The sequence below is a fragment of the Azospirillum sp. B4 genome (assembly GCF_000333275.1).
GTDB lineage: Bacteria > Pseudomonadota > Alphaproteobacteria > Azospirillales > Azospirillaceae > Nitrospirillum.
Map to the genome: position 1 here is coordinate 1 of NZ_BACU01000065.1, position 15,250 is coordinate 15,250.

The 15,250-nt window shown below is 66.1% G+C and carries 11 protein-coding genes and 1 pseudogene; 7 read left to right on the forward strand and 5 right to left on the reverse strand.

What is annotated here, in order from left to right:
* Positions 1-131: 131 nt before the first annotated feature.
* Genes I55_RS02440 through I55_RS34025 form a run of 3 tightly spaced genes read right to left on the reverse strand, consistent with a single transcriptional unit; the run spans position 132 to position 3,838 of the window.
* Complete coding sequence (locus I55_RS02440; protein ID WP_044558888.1) at positions 132-2,171, reverse strand: ATP-binding protein; 2,040 nt, start codon at positions 2,169-2,171, stop codon at positions 132-134.
* Between the two features lie 60 nt (positions 2,172-2,231).
* Positions 2,232-3,185 (reverse strand): hypothetical protein, encoded by a 954-nt coding sequence (locus I55_RS02445; RefSeq protein WP_044558890.1) that lies wholly within the window; start codon positions 3,183-3,185, stop codon positions 2,232-2,234.
* Complete coding sequence (locus tag I55_RS34025; protein WP_083900785.1) at positions 3,182-3,838, reverse strand: hypothetical protein; 657 nt, start codon at positions 3,836-3,838, stop codon at positions 3,182-3,184. The genes I55_RS02445 and I55_RS34025 overlap by 4 nt, the downstream gene beginning before the upstream one ends.
* Before the next feature lie 471 nt (positions 3,839-4,309).
* Between I55_RS34025 and I55_RS02450 the strand changes: the two genes are divergently transcribed.
* From I55_RS02450 to I55_RS02475, 6 genes are all read left to right on the forward strand, one after another.
* Positions 4,310-6,580 carry a TonB-dependent receptor gene (locus tag I55_RS02450; RefSeq protein WP_083900786.1) on the forward strand — a complete coding sequence of 757 codons (2,271 nt, stop codon included), beginning with the start codon at positions 4,310-4,312 and terminating at the stop codon, positions 6,578-6,580.
* 9 nt (positions 6,581-6,589) lie between these two features.
* Positions 6,590-7,960 (forward strand): MFS transporter, encoded by a 1,371-nt coding sequence (locus tag I55_RS02455; protein ID WP_252180985.1) that lies wholly within the window; start codon positions 6,590-6,592, stop codon positions 7,958-7,960.
* Entirely contained in the window at positions 7,957-9,609 is a 1,653-nt protein-coding gene (locus tag I55_RS02460; protein ID WP_252180986.1) for a carboxylesterase/lipase family protein, read from the forward strand. Before I55_RS02455 ends, I55_RS02460 begins: the two co-directional genes overlap by 4 nt.
* The gene (locus I55_RS02465) at positions 9,606-11,210 is read left to right on the forward strand and encodes an AMP-binding protein (RefSeq protein WP_252180987.1); all 1,605 of its coding nucleotides are present in this window, start codon (positions 9,606-9,608) and stop codon (positions 11,208-11,210) included. The genes I55_RS02460 and I55_RS02465 overlap by 4 nt, the downstream gene beginning before the upstream one ends.
* A 60-nt stretch (positions 11,211-11,270) precedes the next feature.
* Entirely contained in the window at positions 11,271-11,957 is a 687-nt protein-coding gene (locus tag I55_RS02470) for a TetR/AcrR family transcriptional regulator (RefSeq protein WP_199902427.1), read from the forward strand.
* 79 nt (positions 11,958-12,036) lie between these two features.
* Positions 12,037-12,948, forward strand: coding sequence for an SDR family NAD(P)-dependent oxidoreductase (locus I55_RS02475; RefSeq protein WP_199902428.1), 912 nt, complete (start codon positions 12,037-12,039; stop codon positions 12,946-12,948).
* 13 nt (positions 12,949-12,961) lie between these two features.
* Here the strand turns inward: I55_RS02475 and I55_RS02480 are convergent, their stop codons facing one another.
* Positions 12,962-13,837, reverse strand: coding sequence for a LysR family transcriptional regulator (locus I55_RS02480; protein ID WP_044558897.1), 876 nt, complete (start codon positions 13,835-13,837; stop codon positions 12,962-12,964).
* 213 nt (positions 13,838-14,050) lie between these two features.
* On the opposite strand from I55_RS02480, the gene I55_RS02485 reads away from it, so the two are divergent.
* Positions 14,051-14,992 (forward strand): alpha/beta hydrolase, encoded by a 942-nt coding sequence (locus I55_RS02485; RefSeq protein ID WP_044558899.1) that lies wholly within the window; start codon positions 14,051-14,053, stop codon positions 14,990-14,992.
* Positions 14,993-15,059: 67 nt separating this feature from the next.
* On the opposite strand, the pseudogene I55_RS02490 reads toward I55_RS02485, so the two are convergent.
* A pseudogene (locus I55_RS02490) lies at positions 15,060-15,250 on the reverse strand (CPBP family intramembrane glutamate endopeptidase); the annotation flags it as partial.

Here is a 15,250-nt window from a genome sequence, read left to right on the forward strand (position 1 = left end):
GAAGCTGACGTCATTCATGTAGCGACGATTGCGCGTTTGGGGAAAGCCGACCGGCAGCTTTTCGCGGGAAGACCGAGTTACCCGACACTCCGCCACTGCGGACCGACAAGCTGCTAACACCTCAATTTTAGCTAGGCATTTCTCTTAGCCGCATCCGGCGTCAAAGCCTCCGGCTGATCACCACCATTTTCGTCGGCGTCATCGACAATGACACCCTCCAGAAACTGGCTATGTTTTTCCTGCAGATATCTGATCGCGGTACTTTCGTCAGCAGAATGCTGTAGATGCTCTTGGAAGAACTGAAGCCGAGCCCGATTTTCCTCAATGATCTCGCCCCAGGTCTTGATACCGACGATATGCCGCGGCCCCCGCGCGATCAGGCGGCGCTCTCGATCTGGACCACTTTCGATCTCATGCTTTGCGAAGTCATCATAGGCGTTGGAGACCAGCCAGAAGTGCCAGCGCACGCCGTCAACGGTCGAGAACCGCTCGTCTGACGTGACTGCGATCGCATATTTTTTTGCCTGCGTGATCTCGTCGGCGCCGATCTTAACCTTCGGCGCCTTGAGCTCGACGATCATGTGCTCAATGTCGTTGGCTCGATGCCGTCGCGTCGAGCGAGAGAACATCAGGTCGATGATGCCGCGCGTCTTGCCGATCACTTTCACCGGCTCGTCGATCGCGATGTTCGGATCGAGATGGTCGCGATGCTTTTCTAGGACGCGGCGGAGATCCTTGTCGCTCACCCAAAGATTATACTCCTCTCCGAACACCCAGGTATTTTCAGCGAGGATTTTGTGTAGCTGGGTGCGTTCCTTCAATCGGCCTTTGGTTTCCGGGTCGAAGACGATGGACTCGATCGCAGATATGAACTTCAATCGATCGGCGACGGTTTTGGCGGCGGTGATGATCGCGGACAGCGTCGTTTCTTGCAGAAGGTTTGCAAGCTCCTTCTGCTTACGGGCCGGCAGATCCAGAACCTCCTTCAAGATGAGCTGCAACTCCTGTGGTCCGCGCTCGATGGCGCTACGCAGCATGCGAAGATGCAGCGCCTTCGCTTTTGCCGAGCTAATGCCGAGATCGGGCGCAAGCTCCTGAACCTGGACCGCGACGATGTCGAACACCTGACGCTCGACCTTCTCGACGGTGTTCTGCGGCGTGCCGCGATAGGGATAGACGTCTTCGGCGATCCACTCGTCGACCAAGGATCGCGCCTTTTCTGCCGATTTGTCGCGAAAATAGTCCTTGATTGCCGAGCGGGCATTTTCGACGGCTGCGCTCAGCAAGGGATCCATCTCCGAGAGCGCAACGCGTTCTTCGTTGTTCAATTCCTCGACATAGGTAGATTTCAGATAGGCGGAGAAAGAAAAGCCGGGAATGTGGAAGCGCGTTTCGACTTGATCGAACGGAAAGCTGCCCTCTGAGCAGAGATAGAGGACTCGCCGCGCATCCGTTCGCCATTCGATGACTTCGAGCTCAACATTGTGCCGGGTGCCATCATCCTTCTCGATAGGCGGCAGTGACGATTTGTGGTGACTGGCGATAACCTTCTCGGGATCGAGCCTTTGGCCGGCGATCGAGATCGACACGCCTCGATAGTTCATCAAATAGAGTGCGAAAATCTCGTTCAGATCCTGCAGGCCGTCTTCGTTCTCTAAGGTCTTGAAATCACGCCGGAGATCGTTGATTTCGACGATAACCCCAGTTGAGCGTCCAGGCGCTGGCGCTTCCTCGGTGATGGTGACGTCGGTGAGATCGGACTCGAGGAGTTGAACCTCGAACGCCTTACGGCCGAACGTATCGTCATAGCAGACCTTCCATATGACCGACTGGCCGAGGGCGAACGCCTTGTAGCGGCCGCGACCCTCCTGGCCGTGGATCATACGGTGGTTGCGTTTGGTCTGGCGGACATGGCGTTTCCAGGAGCCACCGAGATTGCCGAAAAGAGCACGGGCTTCGCTGCGGGAAAATCCGTCACCATTGTCGTAGATGACGATTTTCGACATGCCACCTGCGAGATCATTGTGCGCGAACTCGACCGATACCTCGGTGGCGTCGCCATCGAGGCTGTTCCACAGCAACTCCGCAAGCGCAGGCACCGGTTTCGCCTTGGTCTGCCGCGCGACAAAATCGTCTCTCACCGCGACAGATACGTGTTCCTCGCCGGCCATTTACCCTCCCAAGCCTAACACCGGCCAGTCTACCACGCCGACCGTGCCGAGCGACGACGTTTAGCGTTCGTTGTTATCATCTTCATATCCGGAATAATCATCTTCCGGCGCATAATATTCTGCAGCGTCGTAGACTTGCGTTTTCTTGTAGCGATCACTCAAACCAACCACCGCGAGACGCGACAGGGCGCTTATCTTGAGCCCGCACGCGACGCATTCGAACCGATCGGGCAGAAATTCCTGGGTTTCGGTGATCTCGCCGTCGCTCAGCCGTTGCTGTGGAGCGGAGACCGGTTCGCCCAGTACGAGTGCCTGAGAGGTGCAGGCGGGACAATCGACGCGATGGCCGGCATACCGCGTGGCCCAGACCGCAGCCTGTGAGGCCAGTGTGTTGCGCTCATCGCGGGACTTGGCGAGCCAGACCCTTTTGTGGGCATCGACTTCGCCTTTCACTGCCTTCGCGCTTTCGTCGACCGCGGCGGCGATTAACTTCGTAGCGACATTCGCTTCATTTTCCCCGAGGAAATCCTCAAGCGTCGCCCCCATCGAGGCGAGGAGAATCTCACAGGTTTGATAGAAGCGTGGCTGCCAGGACGATCCTTTTATCCCGTCGAAGGCAAGCTCGCCCGTATGAAGCTCGGCGTTGCGGCGGCCCGTATGCTGGACGCCGAAACTTTCATGCTCTTTGGCGAAATCCGGGAGGATGGCAGAGAGCCGCTTAAAGACCTCGCTGACGGCGATCGATTTTGGCGCGAACCGCTCCTCCGTCGGAGTGAAACCTAGCGCGTGATACAAGCTCGACCAGCTCTTGTCCGTGTCCGCGATCAGGGCGGGACTGACATTAGCGAGCGCGGCGCGTGCGAGAAATTCGAGCGCAAGACTGGACCACAGGGCATGTTCCCAGCTGTCGCTGTCGAATGTGCTCATATGCTGGATGTAGCGCTCTGCCTTGAGATAGAGCGCGTCCGGATCGCACGAGGCCGGTGTCGTACCGGGTAAAATCAACTTTCTCAATGTAGTGCCTCCAAATACACGCGTTCGATCCTTCGGCTTTCGCGCCCGGGAAGAATTGGGGAGCGGGCATGCAGCATCCGCCAATTATCGATCAGTAGCGTGTCATGAGTTTGGGCCAGCGACATCGCGGTCGGCGTACATGTCGAAAGCCATTCGCGAACACGAAGGTCGGCGACCTCGCCGATCCTACTCGCCGGTTTCAGGAAGACTTCGTCCCAGCGAACCCGCAGGACATCTTCGACAGGCTCGCAGAGGCGTAGGAGCGAGATGCTCCCGTCACGCGGTCTTCGCGGTTTGAAGATGGCACGCGACAGAATGTCGAGGGTAATAGCGTCGACAAGGTCGAGCCCGTCGACCAGCGATGTCGGAATATCTGAATAGCCGGTGACACAACGCAAAAGGAGATAGCGCGGTGGTATGCGCCAGTGGGCGAGATCCGAATGAAAAGGGAAACGATTGAAGCCGAAAATACCGCTATAGCTGTTAGGCGCAGCCTCGCTGAGCGGCACGAGCGTCTGGATGAATCCATCTTCCCATGGCTTCAAGGGCTTGCCAAAATCTTCGGCAATCTCGACGATGCTGTTGTCCGGCCTATAACTGCTGAGAAATATGTAGCCGCTTTTACGGATCTCGTCTCTGATTTCTAGTGACATTCTGACACGCGGTGTTTGGTACGACGCACAGAAACCTCCCTTTTGCCGAGAGTGTACTGCGCGTGTTCGCGCAGGATCAACATACACAATATGGTGGAAATATTTCTGCCGAAACGGCCGACAAGAGGTCGGCTACAGGAGGTCAGCTTTCGGCGTTCTCTGTACCGTTAACCGTCAGTCCGCTCCCGGCCCATAACCGCCGCTCCCCAAACCGCCCAGACCCAAGACTGGCTTGGCCCATAGCGCGAGAAGAACCGCCGGTTCTCACGCCATGGGTCAAACTTTCCTATTTCATGGGCATCCTCAAAGCCGGGCCGCCTGGGCCACGGGGCCCGCACAAAGATATTCACACACGTGAGAGTGAATGTTGACTTTGCCCCGGGCCTGCCCCATGGTGCTGACACACGCCGGCATGTGATCGGCGATCTGGGGAGGGAGAGCGTCCATGAGGGCAAGGCTACTCGCGTCCGCTTGCGCGGTTACGCTGTTCACCATTTCCGCGCCGACGCTGGCGCAACAGGCCCGCCCGGCGGCCGGCGCCGCACGGGTGGCGCCGTACCGGTGGTAGGGCGCGACCCGCTGGCGGCCGACAGTCTTCAGGAGATCGTCGTCACCGCCACCCGCCGGCCGGAGCGCCTGCAGGACGTGCCGCTGAGCGTCACCGCCTTTTCGCAGGAGGAAATGACCAAGCAGGGCATCGTCGGGTACGAGGGGTTGGCGCGGGAGACGCCGGGCGTGGTGCTGAACAAGCCCACCGCCAACTTCAACAACTTCACGGCGCGCGGCATCGCCACCAACGGCTATGGCGCCAACCTGCAGAGCACCGTCGCCATCTATATCGACGAGTTGCCCATCTCCACCATCGGCAACACCACGGTCATCGACCCCAACCTGTTCGATGTGGAGCGGGTGGAGTTCCTGCGCGGCCCCCAGGGCACGCTGTTCGGTTCCGGCTCCCTGTCCGGGGCGCTGCGCATCCTGCTGAAAAGCCCGGACCTGGAGAAATACGACACCAGCGCCCTGGTCGATTTCGGCCTGACGGGGTCGGATTCCTGGCGCCAGCGCTACAACGCCATGGTCAACGTGCCCCTGGTGGAGGACAAGCTGGCCCTACGCGTCGTGGGCTTCCACCGGCATGAGGAAGGCTATGTCGACAACATCGGGACCAACGTCCACAATTCCAACACCCTGATCGACGACGGCGGGCGCATGAGCCTGCTGTGGAAGGCGACGGACCGGCTGCAGGTCAAGCTGCTGGCCTCCTATGAGGACAGCAATCCCCACGACAGCGCGCTGGTCGACACCAAGCTGGGCCGGGACAAGCGCAACTCCAACGAGCCCGACCTGTTCACCGGCAAGCTGGCCACCGGCAACGGCACCATCGACTATCAGTTCGATTTCGGCCACTTCACCAGTTCGACCACCTGGTCGGAATTCGACCAGAAGTTCTTCGTCGACCTGGCCGGCACCTTCGCCGGCGCCATCCCCTTCGGCCTGGACGCCTCCGCCTTCCAGAACACCTTCGTGGAGGAGGCGCGGCTGTCGTCCGACCCGGGCGGCAAGTGGGACTGGACCATCGGCACCTTCTACCTGGACCGCCGCCTGGACGTGGACTACCTCTACCGCTCGTCCCTGGCCTACCTGAAGGCCCACGGCATGACCGGGGTGCCGGACCAGTACTACCAGCGCACTTACACCTACGCGAAGTCACACGAACTGGCCGGCTTCGGCGAGGTCAGCTACCATTTCACGGACCAGTTCTGGCTGACCGGCGGCCTGCGCTATGGCAGCACCGACGCCCAGGCCTTCACCCAGGGCGGCTACAACTCCAACTATCTGGTGAACGCGCTCACCGGCGTACCGGGTCCGTTGACCATCACCTCGGTGGCGCCGGCCACCGGCGTGAAGGCGGAGGGCAGCCAGCCGTCCTACAAGGTCAGCGCCTCATTCAAGCCCATTCCGGAGCTGACGACCTACGCCACCATCGCCACCGGCTTCCGCGCCCCGGTGGTCAACGCCTATGCCGGGCGGGCCAGCGTGGTCAACGCCAAGGACCTGATCATCCCCAACGGGGCGGATTCGGATGACCTCACCAATTATGAGATCGGCGCCAAGAGCCGCTGGTTCGGCGGGGAGCTGACGGCCAACCTGGCCCTGTACCTGATCGACTGGAGCAACATCCAGGTGCAGGCCAATCGCGTGTCGGACAGCGTGCAGTTCGCCACCAACATCGGCGCGGCGCAGAGCAAGGGCGTGGAGGTGGAGATCGCCGCCATGCCGGTGACGGGCCTGACCCTGGGCTTCAACGCCTCCTACAACGATAGCCGCGTGACCAAGCTGAGCGCGGCGGAGGCCGCCATTTCCGGCGCGGTGCTGGGCGCGCGCCTGTCCTTCCCCAAGTGGCAGGGATCGGTGTTCGCCCAATACACCTTCGACCTGACGCCGGACATGCTGGGCAATGTCGCCGTCAACCTGCAGCACGTGGGATCCTTCCCCAGCGAGTTCCCGCACGTGCCGGGGCAGCCGACCACCATGAACCCCACCTACGGCTACACCGACAGCTACCAGAACGTGAACATGACGTTCAGCGTGGCGCGGGACAAATGGACGGCCACGGCCTATGTCGAGAACCTGCTGGACGACCATTCCATCACCTACATCCACCCCGAGGCCTTCCTGGCCAACCGCTACGGCACCATGCGCCCGCGCACCACGGGCATCCGCCTGACCTACGGGCTGTGAGCGATGGCCGTGTCCGAACCGCTTCCGGCACCCGACGCGCCACCGTCAACCCCGTTTTCCCCGGCGGCGCCCCCCGCGCCGCCGGGGGGACGGGCGTGGTTCGTGCTGGGCATGCTGTGCTTCGTCTACGTCCTGAACTTCCTGGACCGGCAGTTGCTGTCCATCCTGGCCAAGCCCATCCAGGATGATTTGGGCGTCACCGATGGCCAGCTGGGCCTGATCAGCGGCCTGTATTTCGCGGTCTTCTACTGCTTCATCTCCATCCCCGTGGCCTGGCTGGCGGACCGGACCAACCGGGTGCGGGTGCTGTCCATCGCCTGCGCCCTGTGGAGTGCGGCCACCATCGCCTGCGGCATGGCCTCGGCCTATCCGCAGCTGGTGGCGGCGCGCATGGCGGTGGGGGTCGGGGAGGCCGGGGGCGTGCCGCCGTCCTACGCCATCATCACCGACTATTTCCCGCCGGGACGGCGCGGCACGGCGCTGGGCCTCTATAATTTCGGGCCGCCCCTGGGCCAGGCCATGGGTGTCGCCTTCGGCGCCGCCATCGCCGCCGCGTACAGCTGGCGGAGCGCCTTCCAGCTGCTGGGCGCCGTGGGCGTGGCCACCGCCCTGGCGGTCATCCTGCTGGTGCGGGAGCCGAAGCGCGGCGGGCTGGATGTCGCGCCCGCCGAAAGCGCGCCCGCCGAAAGCGTTCCGGCCGCGCCCGTCACCCCCGCCGCCAAGGCGGGGTTCCGGGAAACCGTGGTGATGTTCTTCACCCGCCCCGCCCTGCTGCTGACGGCGCTGGCCACCGGCGCCACCCAGTTCGTCACCTACGCCCTGCTGAACTTCACCACCCTGTTCCTGATGCGGGAAAAGGGCATGGCGCTGACCCAGGTGGCGGTCTACTACGCCCTGCTGATCGGCGTCGGCGTCAGCGCGGGCATGTACGTCTCCGGGCGGTTGATCGACCGGTTCGGGACGCGGGCCAAGCAGAGCTACGCGCTGGTGCCCGCGCTGGCCCTGTGCGCGGCGGTGCCCTTCTTCATCGGCTTCGTCTGGGCGCCCAGCTGGCCCCTGGCCCTGCTGTTCCTGATCGGCCCCACCTTCTTCAACTACTTCTACCTGTCCCCGGCCGTGGCCCTGGTGCAGCAGGAGGTGCGGCCGGACCAGCGCGTGCTGTCCGGCGCCCTGCTGCTGCTGGTCATGAACCTGATCGGCCTGGGCCTGGGGCCGACATACCTGGGCGCCGTCAGCGACCTGCTGCGCGCCAGCCACCCCCAGAACTCCCTGCAACTCGCCTTCTACACGCTGGTGCCGTTCTACGGCCTGGCGGTCCTGCTGTTCCTGGCCTTGGCGCGGGCGCTGCGGCGGGAAGCGACCCGGACTGGAGATTTATGATGATTATCTTTTTACGCCAGGCCCTTTGGCGCCAGGGGGTCTGCGCCGCCGCCCTGCTGCTGGCGGGCGGGGCGGTCGCCGCCGTCGATCCGGTGGTCAAAGCGCCCGCCGGCACCGTGGCGGGCGAGGCCGTGGGCGACCTGGACGTCTTCAAGGGCATCCCCTATGCCCAGCCGCCGGTGGGGCCGCTGCGCTGGAAGCCCCCGGCGGAGCTGCCGGCCTGGAACGGCGTGCGCCCGGCGCGGGAGTATGGCGCCGCCTGCGTGCAGCCCGCCCCCCGCCCCGGCAGCCTGTACGCCGACCCGCCGGCCAAGATGGCGGAGGACTGCCTGACCCTGAACGTCTGGGCGCCCAAAGGCGCAAAAAAGGCGCCGGTGCTGGTGTGGATCCACGGCGGCGCCCTGGTCAGCGGCGCCAGCAGCGAGACCCTGTATGACGGCGCCACGCTGGCGGCGCGGGGCGTGATCGTCGTCTCCATCAACTATCGCCTGGGCGTGCTGGGCTATCTGGCCCACCCGGCGCTGAGTGCCGAATCCCCCGACGGCGTCTCCGGCAACTATGGCCTGCTGGACCAGATCGCGGCCTTGCGCTGGGTCCGGCGCAACATCGGCGCCTTCGGCGGCGACGCCGGCAACGTCACCATCGCCGGGGAGTCGGCCGGCGGCCTCAGCGTCATGTACCTGATGGCGGCCCCGCCGGCGCGCGGCCTGTTCCACAAGGCCATCGCCCAGAGCGCCTACATGATCTCCACGCCCGAGCTGAAGGCCCCCCGCCATGGCGAGCAGGCGGCGGAGGCCATCGGCGCCCATGTCGCCGCCGCGCTGGGCGCCGCCGACATCGCGGCGCTGCGGGCCATGGCGGCGGAGGCCCTGACCACCGCCGCCGCCAAGGCCGGCTACGCCCCCTTCGGCACCATCGACGGCCGCACCCTGCCCCGCCAGCTGGTGGAGGTGTTCGACCGCAGGGAGCAGGCGCCCGTGCCGCTGATGGCCGGTTTCAACAGCGGGGAGATCCGGTCCCTGCGTTTCCTGGCCCCGCCGCCGCCGGCCGACGCCGCGACCTATGAGGCGACCATCCGCGCCCGCTATGGCGACCTGGCGGACGAGTACCTGACGCTGTACCCGAGCCGTGACATGGGCGAGAGCATCCTGGCCAACACCCGTGACGCCATGTACGCCTGGACGGCGGAACGGCTGGCGGTGAAGCAGACGGCGCTGGGCCAATCGGCCTTTCTCTATTATTTCGACCACGGCTATCCCGCCGCGGATGACAAGGGCCTGCACGGCTTCCACGCCTCGGAAATCCCCTATGTCTTCGGCACGGCGAATGCCACGCCGCCCTATTGGCCCAAGGTGCCGGACACGGGCGACGAACAGCGCCTCTCCGCCGCCATGACGGGCTACTGGACGTCGTTCGCCAAGACGGGCACGCCCGCCGCCGCCGGCCAGCCGACGTGGCCGCGCTATGGCGCCGATGCCGCCTACATGCACTTCGCGGCCACGCCCCAGCCGGCCACCCACCCGCTGCCCGGCAGCTACGATCTGCAGGAGGCGGCGATGTGCCGGCGCTGGGCCGCCGGTGACCAGCCCTGGAACTGGAACACCGGCCTCCTCTCCCCCGTCCTGGCGAAGGTGGCGGGATGCCGATGATCGACCTGCCTATGATGGATGGAGCCATGCAGGACTACGCCCTGACGCTGGACAAGTTCCTGCACCATGCCGCCAAGTGGCACCCCCGCGCCGAGGTGGTCACGGCGCGCGAGCACGGCCGCGACCGCATCGGCTATGCCGACCTGAAAACGCGCAGCCTGGCCGTTTCCGGCCTGCTGGCCGGCTTCGGCGTGCGCCGGGGCGACCGCGTCGCCACCCTGGCCTGGAACACCCAGGCGCATGTGGAAGCCTGGTACGCCATCATGGGCCTGGGCGCCGTCTGCCACACCCTGAACCCGCGCCTGACGGGCGCCCAGTTGGCCGCCATGGTGGTGCAGTCCGACGCCCGCGTGCTGGTGGCCAGCGCCGACCTGCTGCCCCTGGCCCGGCGCATCGCGGACCACGCGCCAGGGCTGGAACGCGTGCTGGTCATCGACGGCGGGGTGGATGACGCCGTCTGGCCGGCGGAGGCACCCCCCGCCGCAGCGCTGGAACCCCTGATCGCCGGGGCGCCGACCGACGCCGCCTGGGGCGAATTCACCGAGGACGCGCCGTCCGGCCTGTGCTTCACCTCCGGCACCACTGGCGCGCCCAAGGGGGTGACCTACACCCACCGCTCCAGCTTCCTGCACACCCTGCGCATCCTGCAGGCCGACGTCATGGCCTTTTCCGGCACCGACAGCGTGCTGGCCGTGGTGCCCATGTTCCACGCCAACGCCTGGGGCCTGCCCTTCGCGGCACCGGCGGTGGGGGCCAAGCTGGTGCTGCCCGGCCGGCACGCCGACGGCGCCAGCCTGGCGCGGCTGATCGCGGCGGAGGGGGTGACGGTGGCGGTGGGCGTGCCCACCGTCTGGCTGGGCCTGGTGGAGCATGTGGAGGCCGCCGGCATCGACCTGCCCAGCCTGAAGCGCATCCTGGTGGGCGGGGCACCCCTGGCCCCGGCCCTGATGCGGCGCATCGAAAGCCGCCTGGGCGTGACCGTCCAGACCAGCTGGGGCATGACGGAGATGTCGCCCTCCGGCACGGTGACGCCGCCGGGCGACCCGGCGCGCGCCGCCGCCATCGCCGGCCGGCCGGCGGTGGGCGTGGACCTGCTGCTGACCGACCCGGACGGCACCCCCCTGCCGGAACAGCGGGAGGTGGAGGGCCACCTGCGGGTGCGCGGCGCCTCCGTCATCCAGCGCTATTTCGGGCAGGAGGACTCCGCCACCGATGCCGCCGGCTGGTTCGTCACCGGCGACCTGGCGCGCATCGACGCGAACGGCAACCTGTTCATCACCGGCCGGGCCAAGGACCTGATCAAATCCGGCGGCGAATGGATCAACCCGGCGGAGATCGAGGCGGTGGTGGGCGCCCTGCCCCAGGTGTCGCTGGCCGCCGTCATCGGCCGGACGGACGAAAAATGGGGGGAACGTCCCGTGCTGCTGGTGGAGCTGTGCGGCAACCAGGCGATCAGCGACGAGGACCTGCTGGCCCCCCTGCGCGGCAAGGTGGCGCCCTGGTGGATCCCCGACGCGGTGGTGCGCCTGGCGCATATGCCCCTGGCATCGACCGGCAAGATCGATAAAATCCGCCTGAGGGCCGACTATGGAGACGGTTGAGGCGGCCGGCGGCCCGACCGACGACAGGCCGCCGCCGGACAGCCAGGACGGAAAGATTGCGTGGCATCTGAACAAGCGAAACCCCGCCGCCGCACGACCAAGGCCGAGCAGCGGGCCGAGATGATGGAACAGATCCTCGATGAAGCCGAGTATCTCTTCTCCAAGCATGGGCTGTACGGCGTCACGCTGAAGGACGTGGCCAAGCGCGTGGGCGTGCACCACACGCTGCTGAACTATTACTTCGAGGACAAGAAGAAGCTGTTCGACGCCGTGTTCGCCCGGCGCGCCGCCGTCACCAGCACCCGGCGCATCCAGGCGCTGGACGAGTATGACGCCGCCACCGCCGGCAAGCCGACGGTGGAGGGCGCCCTGCACGCCTTCCTCGACACCGACCTCGACCTTTATATCGAGGGCGGGGAAGGCTGGAAGAACTACGCGGCGCTGAGCGCGCAGGTGGCCAACACCCCCGAATGGGGGGCGGACCTGATGGACCAGCACTTCGATCCTGTGGTGCTGCGCCTGATCGGCCTGTTGAAGAAGGCCCTGCCCGGCTGCGCCGAGGAGGACATCTTCTGGGGCTATCACTTCGTCACCGGCGCCCTGCTGCTGACGCTGGCGCGCACCGGCCGCATCGACAAGCTGTCGGGCGGCTTGTGCAAGTCCGACGACTTCGCGGCGGTCAAGGCGCGCATGGCCGCGTTCATGGCCGCCGGCCTGCGGGAGGTGTGCAAGCCCAAGGAGGGGTGAGAGGTCCAGCCTCACGGGCTTGATCCGCCCATGATATTCACTTACTTGTTAGTCAGTTTTTCAACGAGAGGAAAAAACGATGCGGGAGGGGAACATGCGGCCGTTGGAGGATCATGTCGCCATCGTCACCGGGGCCGGGGGCGGCCTGGGCCGGGCGCACGCGCTGTACCTGGCCAGCCAGGGGGCCAAGGTGGTGGTGAACGACCTGGGCGCCGCCGCGGCGGAGACGGTGGCCGGCGAAATCCGGGCGCGCGGCGGCCACGCCCTGGCCATCGCCGCCTCGGTGACCGATGAGGCAGCGGTGGCGGCGATGGTGCGGCAGGTGATGGATGCCTGGGGCCGTGTCGACATCCTGGTGAACAACGCCGGCATCCTGCGGGACAAGAGCTTCGCCAAGATGACGCTGGACGATTTCCGCCTGGTGGTGGACGTCCACCTGATGGGGGCGGTCATCTGCAGCAAGGCGGTGTGGGAAATCATGCGGGCGCAGCGCCACGGCCGCATCGTCATGACCACGTCCTCCTCCGGCCTCTACGGCAATTTCGGCCAGGCCAACTACGGCGCCGCCAAGATGGCCCTGGTCGGCCTGATGCAGACCCTGGCCATCGAGGGCGAGAAGTACGGCATCCGGGTCAACTGCCTGGCCCCCACCGCCGCCACCCAGATGACCCACGGCGTGCTGCCCGGCACCAGCCTGGACCTGCTGGATCCGGCCCTGGTCAGCCCCGGCCTGCTGGCCCTGGTGGGCGAGGACGCCCCCACCCGCGCCATCCTGTGCGCCGGCGCCGGCCACTTCGCCCGCGCCGCCGTCACCCTGTCCACCGGCCGTTACATCGGCGCCGGCGAGGGGGCGGGGGAACAGGTGGTGGCCAACTGGGACGCCATCTCCGACCGCGCGGACGAGGTCGTGCCCACCTACGGCTTCATGCAGGCCGAACGCGAGGTGGCCAGCGCCGGCATGGTCGACACCGCCGCCGTGGTGGCGCGATAGACCGGCCGCCTCATCAGCCCTCGGCCGCGACAAGGCCCAGGATCCAGTCCTGAAACGCCACGATGCCCGGGGTGGGTGGCCGGGACATCAACCGGGTCAGCCAATAGGACCCGACCGTGACGCACAGCGCGAACGGCTGGACGAGGCGCCCCTCGTCCAGCTCGCGCCGGAACATGGCGGGCGGGGCCAGCGCCACCCCCTCCCCGTGGATCGCCGCCTGGACCATCACGGCGGAGGCGTCGAACAGGGGGCCCCGCGCCGTGACCTCCGGCACGCCCGCCGCCGTCAGCCACGCCGGCCAATCCTGGGCGCGGTAGGACCGCAGCAGGGGAAACCGCGCCAGATCGTGCGGCGCCGACAGGGCGGCGGCGATGGCCGGTGAGCACAGCGGCGTCATCGGCGCGTCCATCAGGTGCCGGGCCTCGACGCCGTGCCAGGCGCCATCGCCGAAGCGGATGGCCAGATCCAGGCTTTCCGTCCACAGGTCCACCTTGTTGTTGTTGGTCATGATCCGCAGGTCGACGCGCGGATGCCGTGTCCGGAAATCCGCCAGGCGCGCGAACAGGAAACCGACGGCGAAGGTCCCGACCACGCCCAGGTTCACGGTCTCCATGGGCCCCGTGGCGCTGACGGCCGTCAGCATGCGGTCCATCGTGGCGAAGGCGGAGACGATGGCGGGCGCCAGCGCCTGCCCTTCATCGGTGAGGATCAGGCCCTTGGTGCTGCGCCGGAACAGGCTGACGCCCAATTGTTCCTCCAAGGCCCGCACCTGATGGCTGACCGCCGATTGGGTCACATGGAGTTCCTCCGCCGCCCGGGTCAGGCTGAGATGGCGGGAGGCTGACTCGAAGGCCCGCAGGGCGTTCAGGGAAATGGCGCTGAGGGTCATGGCCAATCCTGAGGAAAACTTGGGATGCGGCCAAGGTATCGTCGGTTGTGCCGCCAATCAAACCCAACGATCATAACGGTCTAGGGGCATACGCCCATAAATCCGCACGAGGAAAAATACGATGGCGACGGCATTCTGCCCTCGCCACCGCCGCTGTCGCCGCCTGCCCGGCGTCCCTAGCCCTGCCGCGTCCATGAACCAGAAGGCCCACCGATGAACCGTCGCGTCCCGCTGCTTGTCGCCATCCTGTCCCTGGTGGCCAGCGCCCCCGTCCTGGCCCAGGCCCCCGTTTGGCAACCCCCGGCCGGCCAGACGCAAACCCCGCTCTGGCCGGGCGCCGCCCCCGGCGCGCAGCCCCTCCCCGGGCCGGAGACGGTGCGCACGAAACCGGATGGCTCGATGACGGTGGTGGAGAATGTTGCGCAGCCCACCATGACCGTCTATCCGGCCAAGGGGCCCAACACCGGCGCCGCCGTCGTCGTGTTTCCCGGCGGGGGCTTCCAGATTCTGGCCATCGATCTGGAAGGCACCGAGGTGTGCGACTGGCTGACGTCCAAGGGCGTCACCTGTGTCGTGCTGAAATACCGCGTGCCCAGCATCCCCTACGTCTGGCAATGCGATTGCCGTCCGCACAATCTGGATCTGTCCGTGCCATCGTTGCAGGACGCCCAGCGCGGCATGCGGCTGGTCCGCGCCCACGCCGCCGAATGGCACGTCGATCCGCACAAGATCGGCGTGCTCGGCTTTTCAGCGGGCGGATTCCTGGTGGCGGAAATCAGCACGCACTTCAATGATCGCCTCTATGCACCGGTGGACGCGGCGGACCAGGAAAGCGCCCGGCCGGATTTCGCCGTCGCCATTTATCCCGGGCATCTGTCCGTGACCAAAGGCGCCATCGCGCTCAACCCCGTCATCAAAAGCCATATCACCCGCCAGACCCCGCCGACCTTCCTTCTGCAAAACGGGGACGACCATGTCGACAGGGTCGAGGATTCGCTGAGCTACTACATGGGGCTGAAGCAGGCGGGCGTGCCGGTGGAACTGCACGCCTATGCCCAGGGCGGCCACGCCTTCGGCCTGCGGCCGAGCAAGCTGCCGGTGTCGCAATGGCCCCGCCTGGTGGAAGCCTGGCTGGGAACGCTGGGGGTGATGTAGGCCCTGGATTTCGTCACCCGCCGCCACAAGCTTGGGGGCGGCCCGGCAAAAAGCGACCGGCCGGCCGTCACGCCTGGCGCGCGCGGGCCAGGCGCCAGGCGCACACAGCGGCGGCGGCCAGCACCAGCAGCGTGACCAGCGAGCCCTCGACCCCGAAGGCGCCACCGGTCAGCCAGGGCGCGCCGACCAGGTCCCCGCGCAACAGGCCAGAGCCGGCGGCGTGGCCCGAAACCGTGGTCGAAAACACCTGGCCCACAC